We start from the raw sequence: 23,288 nt of genomic DNA on the forward strand, positions 1-23,288 counted from the left end.
GGGAGAATTTCATTTTAACTTTAACAACGAAGCTTACAGAATTGAAAAAAGGGCTGTCAAAAGGTCATTTTTTATGACCTTTTGATACAGCCCCTTTCTTCTATGAATTGCCTGTTTGGTGTTTCTCCTTTACGGAAAATTCTATACAATAAAGCGGAAGGAGGAAATAAAATGAAACGAATAGTAAAAGATATCTTACTGATCCTCATTGGATCATTTATATTTTCAATCGGGATTAATTACTTCGCTATTCCCAACCGTCTCTCTGAAGGCGGCGTGATTGGTATTACCATTGTTACATATTATTTATTTGGCTGGTCGCCAGGTATTGTGAACTTTATTGTCAATGCTGTGCTTCTCGGAGCCGGTTATAAGTTTTTCTCGAAACGTGTAATTTATTACACGATTGTATCTATTTTATTTACTTCTTTATTCTTACATCTTACCGTCAACTGGGCTGCCGATATTAATGATGATACCCTCTTGGCTGCTTTATTTGCGGGTCTTGCTGTCGGTCTGGGGCTTGGTCTGATTTTTAGAAGTGGTGGAACATCCGGCGGATCAGCGATTCTTGCCAGGCTTGCCAATCAATACCTTGGCTGGAGTATTGGCAAAGGAATGCTGATTATCGACATAGGTGTGATTGTCGGTTCTGCTTTTATTATCGGTCAAGAAAAAGCGATGTACACGCTTATCGCTGTCTATGTAGGAGCAAAAGTCATTGATATCGTCGTCGAAGGGGCCAGTGAAAGGATAGCTGTTATGATTATTTCCAGTTCCCCCGAAGAAGTACTCGAAGCCGTTACGAATAAAATGGCCCGGGGACTTACCGTTTTAGAAGGACGCGGCGGCTATACGAATACGAACAAAGAGGTATTATATATCGTCCTAAATAAACAAGAAATTGTTCAATTAAAGAAAATTATTGAAGACATTGATCCGAGCGCTTATGTCACTATACATAATGTCCATGAAGTGTTCCGTACCGGCTATAAGGGCAAATGATTGTCCAATGGACTCCCCCTATTAATTGAAAATTTCCTTCGTTATGTGCCCAAACTCTCCTAGTTGTAGGGGAACGCCCATATCATTTGGCCATTCATTCGCATAGAGTAATATCAAATGTGGATGGAGGTGTTCAACCATGAGTGGAACGGGTCATGGATATCATAACGGTTTTGCGTTGATCGTAGTATTGTTTATTTTGCTGATTATCGTAGGATCGGCTTGGGTGTATTAACGACCTGCCAAAGCCATCAAGAGGAAAGGGGGTATTATCGTGGGATACGATAAAGGAGGCTATGGAATGGAAGGATTCGCGTTGATTGTCGTCCTCTTCATTCTTTTAATCATCGTAGGTGCTGCTTGGTGTTAATCATAAGAAAAGGATAAGCGCTCTTCTAGTGAGTGGGAAGTGCTGAAAGTTAACTGCCAGCAGCCGCTTTTTGGCTTCTGGCAGTTGAATAAAGCAACTTGGAGCGGGCGCAGAAGCTAGACAAAGACTGAACGGGCACTGATGCCCGCTCAGTCTTTTATGTTCAGAGATAAGAAAGCATTCATGGAGTGATGTCTAGCTCCAGCGCCCAGACGCTCTGGAGGCCCACAGTTGAATGATCTTTTGCCAAAAACGCAAACGTCCTGTTTGCAACGCAGAAGTCATTACATCGTGTACAAGCTAACGCAAAAATCAACGCATCCTGCGTAAGCCAGCGCAGAATTCAGCACGTCCTGTGCAAGCCAGGGCACTTGCGCTTATCTTGTCGCACGTGCTTCATTTCCTTTCGCTTCTTAAAATGCTTCCATAAATTGAAGAATCGCTGGCCCAAGAACTACTATAAAGATCGTTGGAAAGATAAATAGAACTAATGGAAAAAGCATTTTTATCGGTGCTTGCATCGCCGCTTCCTCCGCTCGTTGTCTTCGTTTGTTTCTCACATCTTCCGCTTGAACTTTTAGAACGCTCACTATTCCTATGCCTAACTTCTCCGCTTGGACCACATTATAAATAAAAGCATTCAGTTCATCAAAAGAGAGTCTCTCAGAAATTCCTTGCAGTGCTTCTTTTCGTGTTCGACCTAATCGTAACTCATCAAGACAAACACGGAACTCATCGGAAAGAATACCATGTCTGCGCGACACTACCTTACTTAACGCTGCGTCAAATCCAAGGCCCGCTTCTAAACTTATCGTTAACAGATCGAGGGTATCCGGTAATTCTCTTAAAGCTTGATGTACCCTGTTTTTGATCTTCATGTTTATATAGTATCGAGGCATGAAGAGTCCAAAGATAGCAGCACAAAACGTGATGAAAAAAGTCACAAAGACAGATTGGCCTACTAATATTGACAATACAACCGTTAAGACCGGAAGTCCAATAAGTAAACCAAACTGGAATAATTGGAACTCAACTGAACTCCAACTAAAAGGTCGACCAGCCTGTTGTAATTTTCGTTCCAACTGTGATGTACGTTCTCGGCTTATCCGTCTTTGGTACGTTCGTTTAAATTTTTTCCATCCCGGCTCGATCACCCGTTGAAAAAAAGTGAAGTCTTCCTCCATTTCATCTGAGGAAACCCGGGAAGAATGAAAATACGTATCTATCCTTCTTTGGATGACGTATTGTTTGTCATATCGGTAAGCAAAAAAAATGTAAAAGCAGAGACTAATAAAGAGAAAAAAACTCATCGTCACAATAAACATTCTTTCACACCTCGATTGTTGTTATCTTACGAATAAACACAAAACCGAGAATAGCTCCCATTCCAGCTGCTATTATCATAAAACGTCCGATCGGGTGAGTGAATAACGTTGAGATATATTCTGGATTCATTAAATATATAACGATCCCAAGACCGATGGGAAGCAGGCTAATGATGATTCCTGATAATCTCCCTTGCGCCGTCAATGTTTTTACTTGATTAGCTATTTTTTCTCTCTCTCGAGTCGTTTCAATGATCTTATCCAGAAGATATGCCAAATTCCCTCCTACCTGTCGTTGAATTAATATTGCTTCTGTTAACAGCTCAAGATCTTCACTAGGCATTCTGTCTTTCCAAGCCCGTAACGCATCCTCCATGCTGCTTCCGTACTGCATTTCCTTTAGTACAAGTTCTACTTCTTCTTTAATAGGCGAGTAAGACTCTTCTGATACCATTTTTAAAGCTTGTGGAAAGCTATAACCAGCTCTTAATGATCCAGTAATGGTAATTAACATATCAGGAAGCATATCGTTAAACTGTTGTATTCGCTTATTTCTTTTCCGTTGAAGCCATATTTTTGGGATGATGTAACCGATGACAGCTCCAATTATTGCAGCTCCTACTCTTTGAAAAACAAGATAAAAAATACCTGCCATAATAAGAAGAGAAAAGAGCTGAAAGACAACAAACTCTTCTGGTTTAATGGGCAATCCTGCTTGAGCGATTTGTTGATTTAACTGATCATTCCGTTTTGATGGCTTTCTATTACGAATCAGAAGCAATTTAAGTTTCTCATTATAATTCTTAATGATATCTTTGAAGGTGAAAGTTGGAAACGTACTCCGCTTCATCTTCGTATCTTCATTAGACTTATAGACCATTGCATCTATGGACAGCACAATAAGAAACAAAGTGATAAAGATAGAAAGTGCCAACAATACCTTCATTCAATATCCTCCTGTTCAGTAAAAATAGAAGGTGGTAAATGAATACCAGCCTGATCAAAACGATCATAAAATTTTGGACGGACACCGGTTGGTACTAGTTTTCCTTTAATTTTCCCGTTACTGTCCACTCCCATTTGACGGAAAGTAAAAATGTCTTGTAAGACGATGATATCCCCTTCGAGTCCTTGTACTTCAGTAATATTTGTTATCCGGCGAGAACCATCCCTCAGCCTGGCTTGATGGATAATAAGATGCAGAGCGCCGGCAATTTGTTCTCTGATAGCCTTGATAGGCAGTTCCATTCCAGCCATGAGAACCATCGTTTCCAAGCGTGATATCATATCACGAGGACTGTTCGCGTGCCCGGTAGCCAGAGAACCATCATGTCCTGTATTCATTGCTTGAAGCATGTCTAACGCTTCCCCGCTTCGTACTTCTCCAATCACAATACGATCGGGCCTCATTCGAAGCGAGTTTCTTACTAAATCACGGATCGTAACTGCGCCTTTTCCCTCAATATTCGGTGGACGTGTTTCTAATGACACAACATGCTCCTGCCCAAGTTGAAGTTCCGCGGCGTCCTCTATTGTAACAATCCGGTCTTCGTTAGATATAAAATTAGACAACACATTCAAAGTAGTAGTCTTCCCAGACCCTGTTCCGCCGCTCACAAAAATATTTAAGTGGGCTTGGACACACGCTTCTATAAAAAGAGCCATTTCTTTCGTCAAAGAACCGAAACGGATGAGATCATCAATTGTTAATGGGTCTTTAGAAAATTTTCTTATTGTTATGGTGGGACCACCTAACGCGAGAGGAGGAATAATCGCATTAACACGAGATCCATCTCGCAAACGGGCATCCACCATAGGACTACTTTCATCAATCCGCCTTCCGAGAGGCGCTACAATTTTCTCGAGAACTTGCATAACATGATCGTTATCTCGAAAGGTAACATCGGTTCGAGTCAATCTGCCCTTTCGCTCGACATAAACTTGATTCGGACCGTTCACCATTACTTCCGATACATCTTCGTCAAGAAGTAACGGATTGATCGGACCATATCCTGTTAAATCATTCGTAATTTCTTCTATTAGAGCAGAGCGGTTACGAATTGGAGGGAGATCCTCATTTTCACTAATAATTTCATCAATGATAGGATCTAAATCGGGTACGATATCCTCTATCTCATCTTCTTTACGTTCCCGAAGGATATACTTAAAAACTAAGTTTTTCACTTCCGCATTTTCATAAACCGAATAAGTAGCAGTCGGAGTACTTCTAGGAGGAGAATGAACTGGTGTTTCGGTTTCCTGCCCCTTGCTTTCTTGTTGATTGGGTTCGGGAATTTCCCCTTCCGATTGAGGATTTTCATGAGATCGACCTGATGACTTTGCTGATTGTATTCTATCTAGTAACCCCAATGAATTCCCTCCTCTCTATTTTTTCCAGGGACGCAGCGTTTTTTGAAGCAATCTTTTCCTTGTATTTGTTCGATATTTCTGCTCATATGGAAAGAGGGTATCGACCATATGAAACATAGCTTTTGATATTTCCAGCTTTGGCCGCTCTGTAACAAACGGGATGCCAGTCTCTAACGAGTAAGAAACGTGCTTATAGTCATTGGATAAATAGAATAGTTGGTTTGTATCAAGCATTTCATTCAATTCATTCGCTCGTATACTGCCTAGCGAAGTTGAACGATTTACTATGATACTTGCTTTACTTTTCATGTTAAGTTTTTCTAATGTTTCGAGCATTAATTTCGTGTTTTTCAATGCAGCCATACCGTTTGATGTTACGATGAGAAGCTGATCAGAGAGTTCCATAATCGACAAACTCCGTTCGCTAAAGCCTGGCATCGTGTCGACGAGCACATAATCACTATTAGCCTTCATTTCATTTAAAATACTAGATAAATCGTTTTCCGTAATATAATCGGCTTCTTCCGGTCTTTCCGGTGCTGCTAATATCTCCACTCCGCTTACATGTCTTTCATAGAAATCAGAGACATTTTTGCCGTCATCTCTTGTTACCACATCAGTAATGGTATTCGCAGGAACAACGTCCATAGCCATACATAAATCTCCAAACTGTAAATCACCATCTAAAGCCGCTACCTTGTTGCCTCGCGAGGCTAATATCACACTTATATTGACCGTTATCATCGTACGCCCCGTTCCCCCTGTGGCACTACAAACGGCTATTAATTCACCTGGCATCCTCTCCCTCCTTTCTTATTCTTACAATGGCTCCTCTAACTCGATAATTCGGCTGCTAATCCAGCCCCGATTGCCATTTCCATATTCCACGTGGAGCCATGATCTGTCGTCTTCATCTTTTTCCATTTCATTTGTGTAATATAATGGGGTCCCTCCATCTACTACGCTCATAATGGTTGCATTCAAGCTCGGATTCTCGCGAATATTTGCCCTATACGTGTATGGAACAAAATAGAGGGAAGTGTTTGCCTCATCTCTATCCTCCTCTTCATCAGGTGAACCCTCCATCGATGTTTCTTCCGTTGAATTTTCTTCTGGGACGTCATTATCTTCTGAAGAATTATTTTCTTCTTCCGGAGAAGGTGTCAAATATGAATCCATAATCGGATCTTCCGGAATTTCTGGAATATGGTTCTCCTCTTCGTCTATATCCCGTTTACTATGTAAGGCAAGCTGTAAGTTCCCAGTTTCACTGCTATTAACAACAGTTACTGCTTGATCAATTGTTAATTCAAGTGTTACGGACTGATACTCTTCTGTGACTTCTTCTCCCTCTTCGTTCGTGACGGTTTCTGTCATTCTTTCTCCAACTGATAAGATCGGTACACCGCTTAAAAGCAGCTCACTCGTATACAGATCAGGGTCAATTTCAGAAGGCCTGCTTAAAATGACGTCGACATAATCACCAGGTTCGATTAAGTTTGAAACAGAGCGAACATAATCCACTCCAATCGAAACTGCTCTCATCCCTTCATTAATCCGCTCTGATATAAAGGAAGATTCTTCTTCCCGTCTTATATGATGATCGAGAATGACCTCTTCTTGTGCTATGTAGGAAGACGTAAATTGTCCGATCACTGCCTCTAAATCTTGCACGGCATTGGGATGAACTTGCGATTCAGGTAATTCTCTTACTTCTATTAGCTCTTCCGTGAACTCTGCATTTTCTTCTATCGGTTCTGCAGCGACAATGACTTCTATCGTTGGTTCCTCTACCTCTGTTTCTGTTGGCTCGGCAGGACCAAACCGGTTAATAAAGAAGAAAAAGAGAAGTGTGGTCAATAAACCGGCGATTCCTGCATATATCACTAATTTCTTTGGTCTCATCGTTCCCCCACCCCTTAATAGGTTAATCTCGCCGAATACGCTCCACGATCTGCCGCGCCGCCAGTGACCGCCCCAGAGCCTACCCATTTAATAAATTTCCCCCTTACAGAATCATCCTTTCTGTCCATTTGTTCTAGGAGATAAAAGTACGCAAATCCTCTCACTTCTACTTCCCGATAATTTGTCTGATTTCCAATTGGACGAAAGACTACAACAGTAACGATTCTGTCACAGTCTCTATCATACATCCCACAATTATCATTCATTCGATAATTCACACCATCTCTTGTTGGTCCTGAAATATTACCCGTTTGTGTTCGGACAACATCTCCGACACGCAATGTTTCTTGAAAGCCCTCCCGCAGTGTCTCTTCGTAAACTCTTGCTCCTGGTCCTTCTAGTGCCAGAATACCGAAGTTACCTCCTGTAGCATCGCCAGAATCTACTTTCAAGCTATATGTTTCTCCATAATTTAATGTTGTCGTCTCTCGAATACCAAACGGGACAGCTCCCGTTGTTTCACTGATTACTCCTAATTCTGCGGTCGCGTCTGAACGAACGTCCACCATTTCTATTCCGAACAGACTGGAGAAAAACAGAGGAACATTTTTTTCAAGGTTGACTGTCAAAGATTCTTCCATCGTAATTTGTAATTCGCCAAGGCTTCCTATTTCTTCGTGAGCTTCGAGCACTTCATTGACCACTTCTCTTACATCACCTTCTGAGTGTGTCAATTCTTGTGAACCTGAAAGAGCTGCTGCGTTAGCCGTCTTCTGCAAGTGACTTTTCGTCACATATAAATGGCCTCCATCTATGACCACACCTAAAAAAGTAATTGCTATCATGAGAGCGAACGCCATCAAGATGATCGCGTTTCCTCGTTCTTCTCTGTGTAATTTCCATTTTTGTCGTCTCATTTTTCATTCACTCCACCCGAATGGTCGAGCTCGTTTCAATCGTGTATGGAATGGAATATTCCCCTAGTAACGTAAGTAAGTCAGCTGGGTAAGCGACGTGCACCGTAATGTAGTCTCCTGGATCCCTTCTCGAAGGGGTAATGGTAATCGTTAATGCCGAGGAATCCCCTGCATTAAAATGCTCTCTTATGTATGTACGAATGGTCGTATCGCTCTCTCCAAATCCACCGAGTCTGACCGCTTCTTGTGTGATAAGCTCAAGTTGCTGCTGTGTATAAAGCACTCTTCCAAAATCAACGATGCCAACAATTAACAGTAAAATTAACGGTAGAACGAGTGCAAATTCTACGAGTGACTGACCGTCCTCTCTTTTTCTCACAAGAACAGCACTCCTTCGGTAAATAAGCTAATTACTGCCCCGGCAGCTATGGCAACACCATATGGAAAGGTTGTCTTTTTTTCTCTTCCTACTATCGACCCGCCACTAAGAAACCCTGTCATCATCTTGGTGGCGCCTCGACGATAAAGAATAATACCAGCTGCCATCACTGCTCCTATCAAAGCTGTAAATACAAACGTCTGAAAGACAAATGCAGGTCCTGTCAGCGCTCCGACCGCTGCTAATAATTTCACATCTCCCGCGCCCATACCACCAAGCATATAAGGAATAAACAGAAGTCCTAATCCAAGCAAGAGGCCGAGAAAAGATTGCCAAAGCCCTTCCCAGCCGGCGGTAGCAATATGATAGATAAATCCAAATATAGCGGCTGGGAACAGGATTTTGTTATAAATTTTTCCCGTTTTAATATCTGTTACGACGGATATCGTTAGTAGAATAATTAATACAATTGTATTCATCTCCCCCACCCCTCGTTAATTCAATTTTTATTCCCCTCCTGTCTCTCCAGATAAAGCTTGCTGGATCTGATCAAAGAAACCTGCTATCTCATCGCCTAAGAATATAAGGGCTCCAATAACCCCTACAACAATTAGTCCTAAAATAAGTCCATACTCTGTCATCCCTTGCCCTTCTTCTTCGGTAATAATCCCCTTTAGTTTTTCCATCATCATATCCATAGTGTTTCTCTCCTTTCTAAGGTGCAGCTTATTGCTTTTATATTTCACCTTTTTCGAAAACGAGAATTTGTCCTGGTACTAGCGTCGTCTTCGCGGCTGTACCGGCCGGCAACTCGACTATCGAATGAGTCCCACGGAACTTTTTTCCTAGTTTCCCAGGTTTTAAACCTGTTTCCACACCCGTTACCATTGATTGATCATCCATATGAACAACATCAATGGCATACTTCATGAAAAAAGTATGAACGGAGGTACAAGGAGCTAAATGAATTGCGGTCCATTCTGGTAATCTACCGGTGAACATTAAACCTTTTAACCGTTTGGCAAACGTGTATGCTTCTTTGACTTCGCTTGCTACAACCTCCCGTGTTTCACGTATAACCAATTGCATCCTCTGTCTCCTCCTGTATCACCGGGCCTGGGTGTTTGTGGTATTTCCCTCTTTCCAGCAAATTTAACCCAAAAATTGAAAATTTTATCTTTCTCTTTCTTATTTTGCTTTATTTTGCTTTTTTCGGTTTTCACACAGTGAAAACATGGAATACTAAAACCAAAGCCCACGAAAGGAGGAATGAAACATGGCAACATCTGTGGAAGTCAATAACAGAACGTCCACCGTTGTCTTGTCGAAACGTCATTTTTGGTCTGGGTTTCTATTCGGTCTAGGCCTTGTTGCTTTTGTGGATGAAATGGTCTTTCATCAATTGCTGCAATGGCATCATTTTTATGACCGTTCTACGCTTCACATTGGAATTGTGTCGGATGGACTTTTTCATGCTTTTAGCTGGTTTGCGACCATTGGTGGTTTATTTATGCTTGCGGATTTACGACGACGCCAAGCGTTGCAATGGTCTTTCTGGTGGGGAGCAGTATTCATTGGTGGAGGTGTTTTTCAGCTCTATGATGGAATCATTCATCATAAATTGATGAGGATCCACCAAATACGCTATGTAGAAAATGTGTTGGTGTATGATGTAATTTGGAATGTGACAGCTGTATTGATGATTGTGATTGGCTGGATCATGGTACACCGGGCAAAACGTTCGTAAGGAGGCTATTTGCATTGGGACATGATCACTCCTCCATCCTAACCTCCCCTTTGTGGGATATTCTTTTTATTTCTATCTCTTGTCTAGCGATTGGTTTTTACATTTTCGCTGTTTTCATTTCGAATAAGAAACTACACCTTCATCGCTGGCCTTTGTACCGGACTGCCTTTTGGATTTTCGGTGTCTTGATGGCGCTTCTTGTTATGGTTGGACCGCTCGCAACTATGGCTCATTTCGATTTTCGTTTTCATATGATGGGACATTTGCTGCTAGGTATGCTGGCACCTTTGCTTCTTGTTTTAGCAGCTCCGATGACACTCGTGTTGAGAGCTCTCCCTGTTACGATGGCAAGAAAGTTGACCAAGGTCATGAGACAGCGACCTTTTTCCTTCGTCACACACCCGATCACGGCTTCGATTTTAAATATTGGAGGGTTGTGGCTTCTTTATACAACTCCGTTATTTCAATGGATGCATCATTATACATGGCTTTATGTACTTATCCATCTGCATATCATTCTCGCGGGTTACGTATTTACGGCTGCCATGATTTATATTGATCCTGCTCCACATCGTTATAGTTTCTTGTACCGAGCTATCGTAATTGTCTTCGCGCTGGGAGCTCATCAAATTCTCTCTAAATCTTTGTATGCTTATCCTCCAGAGGGGGTACCAACCGAACAAGCCGAAGCGGGAGCAAAGATTATGTACTACGGGGGGGATGCGATCGATCTTGTCATCATCTTTCTTCTCTGTCTTCATTGGTATCAAGCGTCCCGCCCTCGTACCACTCTCTCAGAGAGTCAAACAAGTTGATTTTTTTTGTTTTAAAACTCTCAAAGAGTCTCCCTTACTCCATTATAAAAAAGAGATAGGGGGTTTCCCCTATCTATCCCAAATGCGGTGTGCTGCCACTGCATCTGTAAACGACTTAATAAAATTATCTTCCTCGTCGTCTATAATTACTCCTTTTTCATTTGACAAAGAAAGATTCTCTAATACTCTCTTTCCACCGAATGAAGCTCCAATCGGCTTGAAGTGTGAAAAAGCTTCCTGTACAAAATAAGACGTATGCTTGTCGTAGTCATTGTCTGCTTTTTCTCCACCTACTGCGTACACAGCATCAAAAAGGACTGACTCGGTGGTCATAAATGTTTCTGCCGCCTCCATTTGGACTCCTTCCTGTCCTTCAATGGTACCTTGATGCGTACTGATGATTTCAGGCTCCATTCCTTTCTCTTTCATGGCCTCCACCATGTTCTTTACTTTGGCGTGGAATCCTTCAGCAACCAGCACGGCAATCTTTCTCGTATTTGCTTTAAACACTGTATTTGCTTGACTAACTGCAGGAGAAGAGCTCGTTACAGATGATCCACCTTCCATTGGTTCTTTTACGCCTATGTTACGAGCAATCTCTTGTGCCATCTTCAGATTAACATTGGCGAACATATCGACTACTTGTTGACGCACACTGATCTCTTTGCATTTACCGAGTTCAAAACTGAAGGCAGATATAATATGTTCTTTTTCAGCGGAAGACATACTATTCCAAAATAGAACGGCCTGTGAATAGTGATCTTGGAAGCTATCACTTCTCGCTCGAACCTTTTGGCCTTCCACTTTTTCGGAGTAATGCTTGTATCCTCCGTCTTTCTCACTCACTGGGGTTGGCGTATTATTTGAAAGCGAGTTTTTATGATAGGTGGCTTTCCCGATATTTATCGTTTGTCGACCATATCCGTCCCGCTGGTTATTATGGAAAGGGCAGACTGGACGATTAATTGGGAGTTCATGAAAGTTAGGGCCTCCCAGGCGTATAAGCTGGGTATCTGTATAGGAAAACAGACGTCCTTGCAGTAGTGGGTCATTTGTGAAATCAACCCCTGGAACGACATGACCAGGATGAAAGGCAACTTGTTCTGTTTCAGCAAAAAAATTGTCGACATTTCGCTGTAACGTCATTTTCCCGATAATTTTGACGGGAACCTCTTCCTCGGGCCATATTTTGGTTGGATCCAATATATCAAAATCAAACTTATATTCGTCCTCTTCTTTGATCAATTGTACCCCGAGTTCATATTCCGGAAAATTCCCATTCTCAATAGCTTCAAACGCATCCTGTCGATGAAAATCTGTATTTTTTCCATTTATTTTTTGCGCTTCATCCCATACTACCGAATGAACACCTAATGCAGGCTTCCAATGAAATTTCACAAAATGAGCTTGCCCTTCTTCATTCACAAAACGAAATGTATTTACACCAAACCCTTCCATCATCCGGTAGCTGCGCGGAATAGCACGTCCGGACATTTGCCACATGACCATATGAGCTGTTTCATGATTATTTGCTACAAAATCCCAAAACGTATCATGCGCGGAAGCAGCTTGTGGAATTTCACTGCGTGGTTCCGGCTTTAACGCATGAACAAGATCAGGAAACTTTATGGCATCTTGTATAAAAAATACAGGAATGTTATTACCAACTAAGTCATAGTTTCCTTCGTCGGTATAAAACTTTGTAGCAAACCCACGTACATCTCGTGCTAAGTCACCTGACCCTCTTGAACCTACTACGGTGGAGAATCTGACGAACACTGGAGTTTTCTTACCAGCTTCCGATAGAAAATCCGCTTTCGTAAATTCTTTCATGGATTCGTAAGTTTCAAATTCTCCATGGGCTGCAAACCCTCTAGCATGAACAACACGTTCAGGAATACGTTCGTGGTCAAAATGGGTCATTTTTTCACGGAAATAAAAATCTTCCATTATAGTAGGCCCGCGTTCTCCAGCCTTCAAAGAGAACTCATCATTAGATACTTTCAAGCCTTGATTAGTTGTCATCTCTTGCCCTTCATCTTTTGCCTTAAACTGGTCCAGTTGTTCTTCTTTTTTATTCTTATGTTCTGCCATATTGTGCCTCCTCTACCATTCATATCATTCCCCCTCTACCCATTCCCATATATGACAAAACATTTTTTGCTTTTTTGGCTCGCTCAAATAACATGGGGTGATGAAGCAATTATATTTCTTTCAGAAAAATCGCATGACAGGTAATTGTTTTGACTTGTTTTTAAGCGTTATGGCCCTTTTAAAGAAAGGAAGCTTTCCATGAGGCACAATGGAAAGTGTGCCACTTACAGGCGATTCATCTCCCACTTTACACTTCGTAGGAAGTGGAAGTCTTCTCGCCTAAAAAGATAAAAAACCTCAAGAAGGGATAAATTCCTCCTCAAGGCTGTATGCGCTGTTAATCTTTAGATGGATAAGATTCCAATGGCTTCACTGCTGGTCCTTCTATCACACTGCCGTCGTAGGTAAAACGTGACCCGTGACAAGGACAGTCCCATGTTCTTTCACTGTTGTTCCACTCCACATCGCACCCCATATGGGTACATGTCGTACTGACTCTGTAGACTTTCCCGTGAATGTCTTTGTATACTCCTTCTCGTCCATTCTCTGTTTCCAGTATCCTTCCTTCGTCTATTGAAATCTCTTTCGTTGATTGTTTCTTACCTTTCGTTTTTCCAGAAGCAAAAGACTTCGCTACAGATGCGTTGTTTTTAAGGAATTGCGAAAAACCTGTATTTATTTTTACACGAGCTGGATCAAACAATTCTTCCATTGGATTCTCTCTTCCTGTCATAACATCTGCCAAAAGCAGACCTGCCGCTGTACCACTAGTCATTCCCCACTTTTTAAAACCTGTGGCGATATAGACGTTGTCATCTTTACTCGTCAATCGTCCGATATACGGAATGTCATCAAGCGTATTAGAATCTTGGGATGACCATCGATAAGGGATCGCTGTGACACCGAACACTTCTTCTGAAAAGTCACGAAGCGCTTCATAGTGTTGGAATGTATCACTTACTTTACCAGTTGGATGACCTTCCCCTCCGACTAAAATAAGGTCATCCTCGGCAGCACGAAATGAGCGTTTTGGATGATCAGCACTCAAATACATGCCGCCTGGATATTTTTTATCCGGTTTTATGGCTAGAGTGTAAGAACGTGATGGTTCTAATTTCGCATAGTACGATCCATCCTTATCATAGAAAGGATAGTGTGTACATATTGCCGTATATTTGCTAGTGATCGTATGCCCTTTATCTGTTTTGATCGTTACCCTATTGCCTTTTTGTAAATCGACCGCTCTCGTATCCTCATAAATAGTACCACCATGGTTCACAATTTCCTCTGTCAATCGTTTTAGATAAGGCAACGGGTGGAACTGTGCCTGATCTTCCATCACAATAGCCCCTTTGGTCCTCATGTCTAAGGCTATATCTTCTTGGAATGCACATTTATCGATCCCCAGCTTGTTGTAGGCTTCCCACTCTTTCTCTATTTTTTTAAGTGTCTTTTCCGTTTCAGCATAAATATAAGCCCTTTCTTTTCGAAGGTTTGATGGAATTCTTTTTTCTGAAATCGTCTTTTCCACAAAACGTTTCGCCGCTATGTTAGAGGCATAGTACAGTTTAGCATTTTCTTTCCCTACTTTCTTTATAAGCCGATCATAAATGAGGTCGTGCTGTGCGGTGAGCTTAGCCGTCGTATACCCGGTAGTCCCGTGTAAAATACGATCGCCTTCGATTAAGGTTACTTTAATTCCTCGCTGACTGATTAAATAAGCAGTTGTTATTCCAGCGATCCCTCCACCTACGACGACAACGTCTGTCTCTTTGTTTTCTAGGAGAGGGGAGTATCTCGGCAGTTCTGTCGTATCAAGCCAATAGGACAAAGATTCTTCAGGAATGGGATGTTTCATCAATGAAGTACCTCCTTCAATTGTATTTACCTACTGACTTTGTTCCCTCTCTCCTAAGAAACAAAAACCTTTCTTTTTGTAAGCAAAATGCCTATAAACAATTGCTAAACCTCCTGCAGCATCTTTAAAGCAAGGGTGTAAACATTCATAAGTCGAGAGAAATTAATATTAGTCTCCGAAACACAAAAAAACCTCGCTTCTTCAACGAGGTAAAAGATCAACGCTCTCTTCTTTCGGATATAAAGCGAATTCCTGTAATAAAAAAACGAGAAGCTAAAAATGTAGCTGTTAAATAAGAAAAAGAATTTGTCCAGTTCCACTTCTTGCCGTACTGAATTAAATTTGTTTTTTTGTTTAAAATCTCTTCCGCTACCGTCATAGGAACACTTAATAGGAATACTCCTAAGATTGCTTGTATCGGCTTCCATTTATAAGTGATTTGACTATAAATCACACAAGTCAATGGAAATAAAATATAATCAAAAACGATATTGGTTTTAAAATACTTTGGAAAATAACGAACTGGGTACTTTACAAGCCTTTTCTCTGTGACGGGTATGTCTAAAAAAGTAGAAAGTAACGACTTAAACAAAAAGACTAAAAACCAATCTTTCACAGATCCTTTTTTAAATAATAAGGCTAACCCACTAAGAGATATAACCGTAATAAATCGTAATATAGAACGATCGTTCATGAAGCTGCCTCCCTGTTGAAGCTTTTCTCATACTCTCTATTGCTGTTTATTATGAACCAGCTCTGTTTTAAGCATGCATAATTATTGAAATAGTTTTCAATGATAAGAAAAGGAAGCCTTCAACATGGAAAGGAGCTGCACTCGTGTACAATAAATCTTTCAACCGTTCTCAGCCGGCAGAAGGGAAGACCCCATTAAAAGAGAAGTGGTCTAACTTTTTTTCATCTTCGGGTTCTATTCCACCTGTTCCTTTACCTGCTCAGTGGCTGCAGCAAGATAGTTCTCAGCAAAAAGAACGAACGAGTGCAACTTTTATGGCATTCGTCGATGCGATCATCCCCTCCACTCTCGGTGCTTTGGATTTGCGATTGGACGAATATGTGATCTGGTCCCTTGATCATTACGTCTCCTTAGAGGTGGATTGGGGAGTAGAACGTCTGCCATTATCGATCCCTGTATCTCAATTGTTAGACGTAGCAGCCCTGCAATTGCTGGCGGAAGGACGCGCCAACTCACCTCTTGACTTGACGACTTATCCACTTGGAGGTCCGTTTTCTAGTTTAGCTCCCACTGATCGGATCTGGGCGATTGACTTATTAGAACAAGACAAAGTTGATCTAGAACATATGCCTGCTCCTTTTCGAAACAATTCAGGCCTTGTGAAAAACATTGTTTCAGCACTTCATCAAATGGTCCTGTTTGGTTATTATTCCGATTGGTTTTCTTATGGAGCGACCAGACTTGCAAATCCGGAAGACAGACGTGTAGAAAGAAAAGAAATTGTGTGGAACCAAACAAAATATCCCGGCCCCTCTTATGCGTATCGGGCTTTTCGTGGCTACCTTGTGAAAAGCTTTCAGGAAGGCGGTGAATCACAATGAAGACAGATGCAGATGTCATAATCATCGGTGCTGGTGGAGGAGGTGCCGTAGCAGCAAAAGAGTTAGGAGAGTTAGGTTTAAAAGTTCTAGTTTTGGAAGCCGGACCGTGGTATGGGAATAAAAAGTGGGAATATCCAAATCAAGAACGCGGTGCAAAAAGCAGCAACAATGTCGAGGACTTAAGTATTGAACTGTTAAGAAAACAATTTACAAAAGATGAGAAAACGATGAATGAGTATGAGTTTGGGCGATTACGCTGGGGTCCGGCTGATCGAAGAAGGCCTCCTTGGCATCGGAATGTTCCTAAGAATGGACTGCTGTGGCAGGCGACTGGTGTCGGTGGTACAACTCAACATTACTGGGCTAATTCTCCACGAGGATATTCTCAATCCATCGATGGCGTCTGGCCTATCTCTTATAAAGAACTTCTTCCCTATTATGAAAAAGTAGAAGACACGTTACCCGTTCATCCAGCGCCAACGACACCAAAAGAAGAACTATTTTATTTTGGGGCCAAACGGGCAGGGTGGTCATTTATTGACACATTAAATCCAGATCGTCCTGGCTACAGGCCTCAACCAAATGCCATCAAACAACCGAATGAACATTTGCTGGACACTTCTGTGACAAATGAGGAATTATCCAAAATGGATGGGTGTACTCTTTGCGGCCATTGTGTGAACGGTTGTCCTCACGGGCCTGAGGTAGGACGAACAGCAAAACGCGGCACCAATGCGAGCTATGTACCTCTTGCCTTACGAACAGGCAATGTTAGTATTCGGCCAAATACGTACACAACAAAAGTTCTTACGGAAGAACTTCCTGGAAAAGAAGTCCAAGCCACAGGAGTCGAAGTTCGCGATACTTGGACGGGAGAACGAGAAGAATTATACGCGCGTGTGATTGTCATGGCAGCTGGCAGCATTGAGACACCACGGTTATGGTTAAATTCTAACCTCCCCAAAAACGATTGGGTTGGCAAAGGATTAACAAATCATTACTGGGATTGGGTGACAGGAGTTTTTCATGAAAAAGATCTTATGAACATATTAGGACAGCCACATGTTAATCCATTTGTCGGTCCTACTTCAGGAGGCCGCTTCGACTATCCTGGTCTCGGCTGCATTCAACCTTCCGGCGTCAGCCCAGGCTTGTTTGCATCGCTTACTTTCGGTTTTACGGACAGCGGTCATCATGCCGTGCGCAGCACCTCAGACGATATCCTCTGGGAACAAGAAGGTAGAGTAACGGGTAATGAGCTAAAAGAATGGATGGATCATTATCCTAATACGCTCAGCATAATGGTGCTAACCGATGATCAGCCGCACAAACGAAATGGTGTGCGACTTGATTCATCACTAACAGATGAACATGGACCGATTCCCCTCGTTCAATATACAGCTAGTAAAGAAGATAAAAAGAAAAGAGACAAACTCGTTCATATCTCTGCCGATATTTTAAGAAAAGCAGGGGCAAAAAAAATCATTCGTACGAACTGGCCTGCACATCTATTTGCTCATATTGAATCCACCATGAGAATGGGTTACGTGGTGGACCACAATTGCGAAGCCTATCAAGTAAAAAAACTTTTCATTGCAGATAACAGCGCTCATTACAACGGCATCGGCGGTCCAAACCCAACTCTCACTACACAAGCCCTTACCACCCGGATGTCTGAAATAGTAGCTAAAAAATATTTTAGCTAACCAATTTCCACAGGAGCAAAAGAAAATATATCAGGCTGTCCTGACTCTCGAAAAATCAGAACAGCCTGTATTGCTGATTTATGAAAATTTACCTTCTCGGTAGTCTCTGTATGCTTGCTTCACCTCTTCCTCCGTATTCATGACGAATGGTCCACGTGCTACCACCGGTTCTCTCACAGGTTCTCCGGCATACAACACCACTTTCAGTGTTTCTAAGGCTCTCATTTCGATGCTCGATGTTTCTGTGCCTCCTTCTCCCAGCCATAATACTTGTCCTTTTTTCCCTGGTGTTTGCTCTTTTCCAAACATTCCTTCCCCTTCAAGAATGTATAGAAAGCCATTATAGCTGCCAGGCAGTTCTTGTATAAACGTATTTCCTGTCTCTATTTTGATATCAAGCATAGTAATAGGAACATGATTTTTCGTATCCGAAGAAACGGTCCCTGATTGTCCTGAAAACACGCGAATTTCAGCCCCGTTTTCATACCGGACTGGCATGTCATTCTGCTGCAGATCCTGGTATCGGGGTTCTGTCATTTTTTTATCACTTGGCAAATTGACCCACAATTGAAGAGAATGTACCGTGTCACCTAACGCAGGTTCTTCCGCATGTATGATTCCTTTCCCTGCTGTCATCCATTGGACATCACCTGGATACAACTCACCGCCTTGAGACTTATTGTCGGTGTGCTCCAGTCTGCCGTCTATTACATATGTGACGGTTTCTATTCCACGGTGAGGATGCATCCCAAATGTTCCTCTCTGGAAATAATCCTCTGCCATTAACAAAAACGGGTCTGATTCTTCCCAATTTCCTGGTTCAATAAGCAGACCCGCTTTATGGGTCGGTGAGTTTTCTTGAAACGACACTTCTTTTACACGGCGAATACCTCTTTGCTGACTCATCCTTCGTCCTCCTCTAGTATATCAATAGAGCTTTATAATGTATGATACCTGCAGACCGGGAAACATAAACCGCCTCCTTTCTATCTATAGGATCAGAATTTCATTTATTATCGACAGCCATACCTCCATTACAGAGAGTTTAATAAATCTGCATAGTTATTTCTCGGGCTGTTTACTTCTGTAGAGACCGGATACATAGTGATATGTGAGGAATCTATCGGTTCGAGAATCGTTCTTAGATCATCTTTTTTTTCTTTTGTTGGGTCCAGCCAGTCCTCTTCATAGTCTTTAGGTACAATAACAGGCATTCGGTGATGTATACGCTCCATCGCTTGATTGGCTCTTGTCGTGAGAATGGTGCATGAAAAAATAGAATGTCCCTCATCATCCGTCCACTTTTCCCATAAACCAGCAAATGTGAATAACGACCGATCCGTAAGATGGATGCGATACGGTTGCTTCTTGCCATCATCTGTTCGCCGCCATTCATAAAAACCATCTGCCGGTATTAAACAGCGTCTTTTTCGAAACGCATGCTTAAAGCTGTTTTTCTCATCAACCGTTTCTGCACGGGCATTGATTAATTTTTGTCCCATCTTTTTGTCTGTCGCCCAACGAGGAATCAGGCCCCATTGAAGAGTGCCCCATCTGTATGCTTTGCCATCATAAATGACACTTAGAATTTGCTGGGATGGTGCGATATTATAGCTTGGCTGATAGTTATCTACCCTTATCACATTTCCAGGGAATGCTTTATCAATGTCTTGTAAAGAAGAAGTCAACGTAAAGCGTCCGCACATTTATCGTTCCTCCTTGTCCGTATACAGTTCGTGAAGCCTTTTCCTATTCGTTATGATTATCATTCATTATATAATGAACTCTATGTATATTTCGACTTTTACAGGCCGACATAAGATAGGTGTAAGCAAGAACTAGTAGACCATGAATCTGGATTGTGAGCTGGACACTCGGATAGACCTTATAAAAATAGCCGGTTGCTTGACTTGTCGCAACCAGCCTTAATTTTTTAACTCAACTGTTTTTCTTTACGGGTTTGTCCTTCTCTTAAACTGTGTACGATATCTTTTACTTCATGGACTCTTCCCATTTCATCTCTAAACACGACGTGCTTGCGCTCAAACTGTGTAGGGTTATCCAAACCGGCTGCAGCGGCGAGGTTGAAGAGACCAGCTCGCAGGGAAGAGATGTAATTGGCCACACGATATTTCTTTTCTTCCACTACTAACCCATCCTGCAGCTTCTTATCAGTTGTAGCAACTCCGGCTGGACATCGGTTCGTATGACACACTTGCGCTAATATACAACCGACGCTGATCATAAAGCCTCGGGCGATATTTACTAAATCTGCCCCCAATGCTAAGGCAATGGCGATCTTATCAGGTGTAATCAATTTACCTGATGCAATTAATTTCACACGGTGACGCACATCATATTCTCGAAGCATTTCATCTACTACCGGCAGTGCAGACATGATTGGCAATCCCACCGTATCCGCTAATTCCTGATAGGTTGCTCCTGTACCTCCTTCACTGCCGTCCACTGTGATGAAATCAGGTCCTTTACCACTATCTTTCATGTACTTGATCATATCTTCTAATGCATTGAGATCTCCTACTACTATCTTGATTCCAACCGGTTTTCCTCCGGCTTCGCGCAGCTCTTCAATAAATTCAAACAGCTTTGGCGCATTGTCAAATTCATAGAAACGATTCGGACTGTTAATCGTTTGTCCTGGTTCGACCATTCGAATCTTTGCTATTTCTTCTGTTACTTTTGAACCTTCTACATGTCCTCCTCGTGTTTTCGCTCCTTGGGCCAATTTCAGCTCAAATGCTTTCACTTGATCCATTTGACTCTTATTTTTGAATTCTTCCCATGAAAATTTACCGCTCATCTCCCGGACTCCAAACATGTCCGGTCCAATTTGCATAATAATATCTGTGTTTCCCGCTAAGTGATAAGGAGATAATCCTCCTTCTCCCGTATTCATCCAGGTTCCTCCTGCAATGCCTAATCCTTTGGATAAAGCAGAAATCGCATGTTCTCCTAATGCCCCGTAACTCATGCCAGATTGCCCGATTTGTCCTTTTAATGTGAAAGGATGACGGCATGTTTTCTCTCCTAACACAATGGCATCTTCATCTTTTAGATAATAGGGATCTGCCATTTTTTCTTCTCTATGTTCTTTACGGCTAAATAAGTTATCCGCATCCACTTCATACACATTCGTATTTATTTTCTTGGAGTTGTCCACCCTCATTTCTTCTTCGAGTTTCGGGAACAGTGTATTACGAATATAGTATCCTTCTTTTTCAAAATCTCGTTTCGACCCAAAGCCGACTAATCTATTATTATATTTTCCGGCCTTTACGACATCTTGATATTCTTTTCGTGAAAACGGTTTTGCTTCATTATCCGACTCGAACATATATTGTCTCATTTCTGGTCCTATCTTTTCTGAAAAGTAACGAATATTTCCAAGTATGGGGAAGTTACGTAAAATCGAATGCTGCTTTTGATGGTTATCTTTCCTATATAAATAGACGAGAAAGATGGCAGGCACTAAAAAAATAATCGCGATGATTGCGATTAACGCTATAACTAAATAAGCGGTTATACTCATAATATCTCCTTTCTCAGACTGGATCTTTTCATTGATTCAAAGTGTTTGGAAGACATCTTCTATCGCAACATCTCCGTTTGTAATTTCGATCGTTTTGTTATATACCCGCTCCTCCTCAATCACTTTCACGAGCATGGTCGCTGCGTCTTCAATCGATAACTCCCCTTCTAAGGGTTTCGATTCACTTGCTATTTTTGCATTCACTTTCCCGTGTCCTGGTTTACTAACAAGCAGTCCAGGGCGGATAATCGTGTACGTCAATCCTTCTTCTCTTAAAAATCTTTCCGAATTCTCTTTCTTCTCTCGAAAGTGATTCGGTTCTACCTGATCGTCACTCATTTCATCGGAGCGTATGCTGCTCAACAGTACAAATCGATTGATATGACGATGTTTTGCTGCTTCGGCCACTTTTTGAACGCTTGTTACATCAACGGCAATGGTCTTGTCTTCTCCCGAGCGCGGACTGGCTTGCGAAACATAGATCACTGCATCTCCTTCAGGGAATGACTGCGTCCACCCCTCTCCATCCTTTGAGACAATCACTTCATCCGCACCAAGATCATACAAGTCACTTTTTCGATTATCATTGTCGGTGAGAACGATCGTGTCATGAGAAGTGTCCGCTAATTTTTTGATAACAAAGTCTCCCATCCATTCTCCGGCACCAATAACGATTACTTTCATAACTTATCCCCCCTTGTCTCTATTTCTCCTACCACCAACGGATTTTTTCAAACTTCCAACCTGCTGTCTCGTGTGTCCAAGGGACATTTCAGAAGAACAACATGAAAAGGTGTTCCTGATCAGGATGGAACACCTCTCCTGTTAGAGTTTCTATGGGGCAAGTGCTGTTAGTTGGTGTTGCGGATAATAATTTCATTGGTATCGACGCGGTCTGGCTGTTTTACCGCGTGTACAATCGCATTTGCAATATCTTCCGGTTCTAGCGGGGTCATTTTTCCCTGATTGCTCATAAATTTTTCACGCACTTCTTCATCCGTAATATGGTCCGACAGTTCGGTGCGAACGGGGCCTGGAGATACATTTGTCACTCGTATTCCAGTTTTTGATAATTCTTTTTCTAACCCCATCGTTAAGGCACGTACAGCATATTTCGTTGCTGAATACACATTTCCGGCTGGGAACACCTCATGGCCTGCCACGGAAGATATGTTAATAATGTGACCGCTGTTTTGTTCTATCATCCCCGGGAGAATGGCGTGTATCCCATGGAGAACACCTTTCACGTTGACATCGACCATTTGCATCCATTCGTCAATATGATCATTTTTCAAATAAGACAATAACATAACACCCGCATTGTTAATTAAAAGATCAATGGAACCGAATCTTTCCTTCGCTGTTGCTGCAAGCTTCTCCACATCTTCTCTCACTGTGACATCTGTTGCTACAACAATGGCTTCTCCCTTCGTTTCTTCTTTGATTTTCTTTTGCAAAGCTTCCAGTCGATCCGCACGCCGGGCTCCAAGAACTACATTGGCTCCTTCGTTTGCAAGGGCAAAAGCAGTCGCTTCTCCTATGCCGCTGCTCGCACCTGTTATAATTGCCGTTTTGCCTTGTACGTTCACCTAATATCCCTCCATATTGTTTTTTCACCTGAATGTTACCACACTCTCCGCTCATTAAAAAAAGATAAGCAGCCGACCCTGTC

25 protein-coding genes are annotated in these 23,288 nt (G+C 42.0%); 7 read left to right on the plus strand and 18 right to left on the minus strand.

The genetic code is table 11. The annotated features are described in order from the left end of the window. Positions 1 to 171 precede the first annotated feature (171 nt). From BM095_RS13875 to BM095_RS13885, 3 genes are all read left to right on the plus strand, one after another. Complete coding sequence (locus BM095_RS13875) at positions 172 to 1,005, plus strand: YitT family protein (protein ID WP_091663110.1); 834 nt, start codon at positions 172 to 174, stop codon at positions 1,003 to 1,005. A gap of 139 nt (positions 1,006 to 1,144) precedes the next feature. Next, positions 1,145 to 1,240 carry a YjcZ family sporulation protein gene (locus tag BM095_RS13880; RefSeq protein ID WP_091663113.1) on the plus strand — a complete coding sequence of 32 codons (96 nt, stop codon included), beginning with the start codon at positions 1,145 to 1,147 and terminating at the stop codon, positions 1,238 to 1,240. A 39-nt stretch (positions 1,241 to 1,279) separates the two neighbouring features. Continuing rightward, on the plus strand, positions 1,280 to 1,375 hold the full coding sequence (locus tag BM095_RS13885; protein ID WP_091663116.1) for a YjcZ family sporulation protein: 96 nt from the start codon (positions 1,280 to 1,282) through the stop codon (positions 1,373 to 1,375). A 413-nt stretch (positions 1,376 to 1,788) separates the two neighbouring features. Here the strand turns inward: BM095_RS13885 and BM095_RS13890 are convergent, their stop codons facing one another. The 10 genes from BM095_RS13890 to BM095_RS13935 are packed head-to-tail and all read right to left on the minus strand — an operon-like array spanning position 1,789 to position 9,360. After that, complete coding sequence (locus BM095_RS13890) at positions 1,789 to 2,700, minus strand: type II secretion system F family protein (protein WP_091663119.1); 912 nt, start codon at positions 2,698 to 2,700, stop codon at positions 1,789 to 1,791. Positions 2,701 to 2,704: 4 nt separating this feature from the next. Next, the gene (locus BM095_RS13895) at positions 2,705 to 3,646 is read right to left on the minus strand and encodes a type II secretion system F family protein (RefSeq protein ID WP_091663121.1); all 942 of its coding nucleotides are present in this window, start codon (positions 3,644 to 3,646) and stop codon (positions 2,705 to 2,707) included. Beyond that, positions 3,643 to 5,070 carry a CpaF family protein gene (locus BM095_RS13900; RefSeq protein WP_245757922.1) on the minus strand — a complete coding sequence of 476 codons (1,428 nt, stop codon included), beginning with the start codon at positions 5,068 to 5,070 and terminating at the stop codon, positions 3,643 to 3,645. The genes BM095_RS13895 and BM095_RS13900 overlap by 4 nt, the downstream gene beginning before the upstream one ends. A 15-nt stretch (positions 5,071 to 5,085) precedes the next feature. Further along, positions 5,086 to 5,868, minus strand: a complete 783-nt coding sequence (locus tag BM095_RS13905) for an AAA family ATPase (RefSeq protein ID WP_091663124.1) — start codon at positions 5,866 to 5,868, stop codon at positions 5,086 to 5,088. Positions 5,869 to 5,889: 21 nt separating this feature from the next. Further along, positions 5,890 to 6,975, minus strand: a complete 1,086-nt coding sequence (gene cpaB, locus BM095_RS13910) for a Flp pilus assembly protein CpaB (RefSeq protein WP_177194833.1) — start codon at positions 6,973 to 6,975, stop codon at positions 5,890 to 5,892. 14 nt (positions 6,976 to 6,989) lie between these two features. Further along, a complete protein-coding gene (locus BM095_RS13915; protein WP_091663129.1) occupies positions 6,990 to 7,892 on the minus strand; it encodes a pilus assembly protein TadG-related protein in 903 nt (300 codons plus the stop codon). A 7-nt stretch (positions 7,893 to 7,899) separates the two neighbouring features. Beyond that, entirely contained in the window at positions 7,900 to 8,271 is a 372-nt protein-coding gene (locus BM095_RS13920) for a TadE/TadG family type IV pilus assembly protein (RefSeq protein ID WP_091663132.1), read from the minus strand. Beyond that, a complete protein-coding gene (locus BM095_RS13925; protein WP_091663347.1) occupies positions 8,268 to 8,750 on the minus strand; it encodes an A24 family peptidase in 483 nt (160 codons plus the stop codon). Before BM095_RS13925 ends, BM095_RS13920 begins: the two co-directional genes overlap by 4 nt. Positions 8,751 to 8,777: 27 nt before the next feature. After that, positions 8,778 to 8,969: a Flp family type IVb pilin gene (locus BM095_RS13930; protein ID WP_407639176.1), complete on the minus strand. Its 192-nt coding sequence runs from the start codon at positions 8,967 to 8,969 to the stop codon at positions 8,778 to 8,780. Between the two features lie 37 nt (positions 8,970 to 9,006). Next, positions 9,007 to 9,360, minus strand: coding sequence for a DUF192 domain-containing protein (locus BM095_RS13935; protein ID WP_091663135.1), 354 nt, complete (start codon positions 9,358 to 9,360; stop codon positions 9,007 to 9,009). 187 nt (positions 9,361 to 9,547) lie between these two features. Here BM095_RS13935 and BM095_RS13940 point away from each other — a divergent pair, with 187 nt between their 5' ends. Together BM095_RS13940 and BM095_RS13945 are read left to right on the plus strand one after the other, a co-directional pair. Further along, positions 9,548 to 10,018, plus strand: a complete 471-nt coding sequence (locus BM095_RS13940) for a DUF2243 domain-containing protein (RefSeq protein WP_091663138.1) — start codon at positions 9,548 to 9,550, stop codon at positions 10,016 to 10,018. A 14-nt stretch (positions 10,019 to 10,032) separates the two neighbouring features. Continuing rightward, positions 10,033 to 10,833 (plus strand): cytochrome c oxidase assembly protein, encoded by an 801-nt coding sequence (locus tag BM095_RS13945; RefSeq protein ID WP_245757923.1) that lies wholly within the window; start codon positions 10,033 to 10,035, stop codon positions 10,831 to 10,833. 69 nt (positions 10,834 to 10,902) lie between these two features. On the opposite strand, the gene BM095_RS13950 is transcribed toward BM095_RS13945, so the two are convergent. The 3 genes from BM095_RS13950 to BM095_RS13960 form a co-directional block, all read right to left on the minus strand. Continuing rightward, complete coding sequence (locus tag BM095_RS13950; RefSeq protein ID WP_091663141.1) at positions 10,903 to 12,927, minus strand: catalase; 2,025 nt, start codon at positions 12,925 to 12,927, stop codon at positions 10,903 to 10,905. A gap of 337 nt (positions 12,928 to 13,264) precedes the next feature. Beyond that, entirely contained in the window at positions 13,265 to 14,785 is a 1,521-nt protein-coding gene (locus tag BM095_RS13955) for an FAD-dependent oxidoreductase (protein WP_091663144.1), read from the minus strand. Between the two features lie 217 nt (positions 14,786 to 15,002). Beyond that, a complete protein-coding gene (locus BM095_RS13960; RefSeq protein ID WP_091663146.1) occupies positions 15,003 to 15,479 on the minus strand; it encodes a CBO0543 family protein in 477 nt (158 codons plus the stop codon). 143 nt (positions 15,480 to 15,622) lie between these two features. On the opposite strand from BM095_RS13960, the gene BM095_RS13965 reads away from it, so the two are divergent. Then, the gene (locus BM095_RS13965) at positions 15,623 to 16,360 is read left to right on the plus strand and encodes a hypothetical protein (protein ID WP_091663149.1); all 738 of its coding nucleotides are present in this window, start codon (positions 15,623 to 15,625) and stop codon (positions 16,358 to 16,360) included. Next, entirely contained in the window at positions 16,357 to 18,066 is a 1,710-nt protein-coding gene (locus BM095_RS13970; RefSeq protein ID WP_091663153.1) for a GMC family oxidoreductase N-terminal domain-containing protein, read from the plus strand. The genes BM095_RS13965 and BM095_RS13970 overlap by 4 nt, the downstream gene beginning before the upstream one ends. 78 nt (positions 18,067 to 18,144) lie before the next feature. Here the strand turns inward: BM095_RS13970 and BM095_RS13975 are convergent, their stop codons facing one another. The 5 genes from BM095_RS13975 to BM095_RS13995 all read right to left on the minus strand — a co-directional run bounded on the left by BM095_RS13975 (position 18,145) and on the right by BM095_RS13995 (position 23,205). Next, on the minus strand, positions 18,145 to 18,972 hold the full coding sequence (locus BM095_RS13975) for a pirin family protein (RefSeq protein WP_091663155.1): 828 nt from the start codon (positions 18,970 to 18,972) through the stop codon (positions 18,145 to 18,147). Positions 18,973 to 19,100: 128 nt separating this feature from the next. Then, positions 19,101 to 19,772: an SOS response-associated peptidase gene (locus BM095_RS13980; protein ID WP_091663158.1), complete on the minus strand. Its 672-nt coding sequence runs from the start codon at positions 19,770 to 19,772 to the stop codon at positions 19,101 to 19,103. A gap of 227 nt (positions 19,773 to 19,999) precedes the next feature. Beyond that, on the minus strand, positions 20,000 to 21,616 hold the full coding sequence (locus BM095_RS13985; protein ID WP_091663161.1) for an FMN-binding glutamate synthase family protein: 1,617 nt from the start codon (positions 21,614 to 21,616) through the stop codon (positions 20,000 to 20,002). 36 nt (positions 21,617 to 21,652) lie between these two features. After that, the gene (locus BM095_RS13990) at positions 21,653 to 22,300 is read right to left on the minus strand and encodes an NAD(P)H-binding protein (RefSeq protein ID WP_091663164.1); all 648 of its coding nucleotides are present in this window, start codon (positions 22,298 to 22,300) and stop codon (positions 21,653 to 21,655) included. Between the two features lie 167 nt (positions 22,301 to 22,467). Continuing rightward, positions 22,468 to 23,205, minus strand: a complete 738-nt coding sequence (locus tag BM095_RS13995; protein WP_091663166.1) for an SDR family oxidoreductase — start codon at positions 23,203 to 23,205, stop codon at positions 22,468 to 22,470. Positions 23,206 to 23,288 lie beyond the last annotated feature (83 nt).

Source organism: Alteribacillus iranensis, assembly GCF_900113025.1.
Classification (GTDB): Bacteria; Bacillota; Bacilli; order Bacillales; family Marinococcaceae; genus Alteribacillus_A; species Alteribacillus_A iranensis.

What these genes read in the sequence shown, in the direction of transcription:
- BM095_RS13905 (WP_091663124.1), bottom strand. Translation starts at nt 5,868, where the DNA reads ATGCCAGGTGAATTAATAGCCGTTTGTAGTGCCACAGGGGGAACGGGG.
- BM095_RS13930 (WP_407639176.1), bottom strand. Translation starts at nt 8,969, where the DNA reads ATGGATATGATGATGGAAAAACTAAAGGGGATTATTACCGAAGAAGAA.
- BM095_RS13915 (WP_091663129.1), bottom strand. Translation starts at nt 7,892, where the DNA reads ATGAGACGACAAAAATGGAAATTACACAGAGAAGAACGAGGAAACGCG.
- BM095_RS13895 (WP_091663121.1), bottom strand. Translation starts at nt 3,646, where the DNA reads ATGAAGGTATTGTTGGCACTTTCTATCTTTATCACTTTGTTTCTTATT.
- BM095_RS13880 (WP_091663113.1), top strand. Translation starts at nt 1,145, where the DNA reads ATGAGTGGAACGGGTCATGGATATCATAACGGTTTTGCGTTGATCGTA.
- BM095_RS13970 (WP_091663153.1), top strand. Translation starts at nt 16,357, where the DNA reads ATGAAGACAGATGCAGATGTCATAATCATCGGTGCTGGTGGAGGAGGT.
- BM095_RS13875 (WP_091663110.1), top strand. Translation starts at nt 172, where the DNA reads ATGAAACGAATAGTAAAAGATATCTTACTGATCCTCATTGGATCATTT.
- cpaB (WP_177194833.1), bottom strand. Translation starts at nt 6,975, where the DNA reads ATGAGACCAAAGAAATTAGTGATATATGCAGGAATCGCCGGTTTATTG.
- BM095_RS13890 (WP_091663119.1), bottom strand. Translation starts at nt 2,700, where the DNA reads ATGTTTATTGTGACGATGAGTTTTTTTCTCTTTATTAGTCTCTGCTTT.
- BM095_RS13960 (WP_091663146.1), bottom strand. Translation starts at nt 15,479, where the DNA reads ATGAACGATCGTTCTATATTACGATTTATTACGGTTATATCTCTTAGT.
- BM095_RS13985 (WP_091663161.1), bottom strand. Translation starts at nt 21,616, where the DNA reads ATGAGTATAACCGCTTATTTAGTTATAGCGTTAATCGCAATCATCGCG.
- BM095_RS13980 (WP_091663158.1), bottom strand. Translation starts at nt 19,772, where the DNA reads ATGTGCGGACGCTTTACGTTGACTTCTTCTTTACAAGACATTGATAAA.
- BM095_RS13955 (WP_091663144.1), bottom strand. Translation starts at nt 14,785, where the DNA reads ATGAAACATCCCATTCCTGAAGAATCTTTGTCCTATTGGCTTGATACG.
- BM095_RS13940 (WP_091663138.1), top strand. Translation starts at nt 9,548, where the DNA reads ATGGCAACATCTGTGGAAGTCAATAACAGAACGTCCACCGTTGTCTTG.
- BM095_RS13935 (WP_091663135.1), bottom strand. Translation starts at nt 9,360, where the DNA reads ATGCAATTGGTTATACGTGAAACACGGGAGGTTGTAGCAAGCGAAGTC.
- BM095_RS13950 (WP_091663141.1), bottom strand. Translation starts at nt 12,927, where the DNA reads ATGGCAGAACATAAGAATAAAAAAGAAGAACAACTGGACCAGTTTAAG.
- BM095_RS13925 (WP_091663347.1), bottom strand. Translation starts at nt 8,750, where the DNA reads ATGAATACAATTGTATTAATTATTCTACTAACGATATCCGTCGTAACA.
- BM095_RS13990 (WP_091663164.1), bottom strand. Translation starts at nt 22,300, where the DNA reads ATGAAAGTAATCGTTATTGGTGCCGGAGAATGGATGGGAGACTTTGTT.
- BM095_RS13975 (WP_091663155.1), bottom strand. Translation starts at nt 18,972, where the DNA reads ATGAGTCAGCAAAGAGGTATTCGCCGTGTAAAAGAAGTGTCGTTTCAA.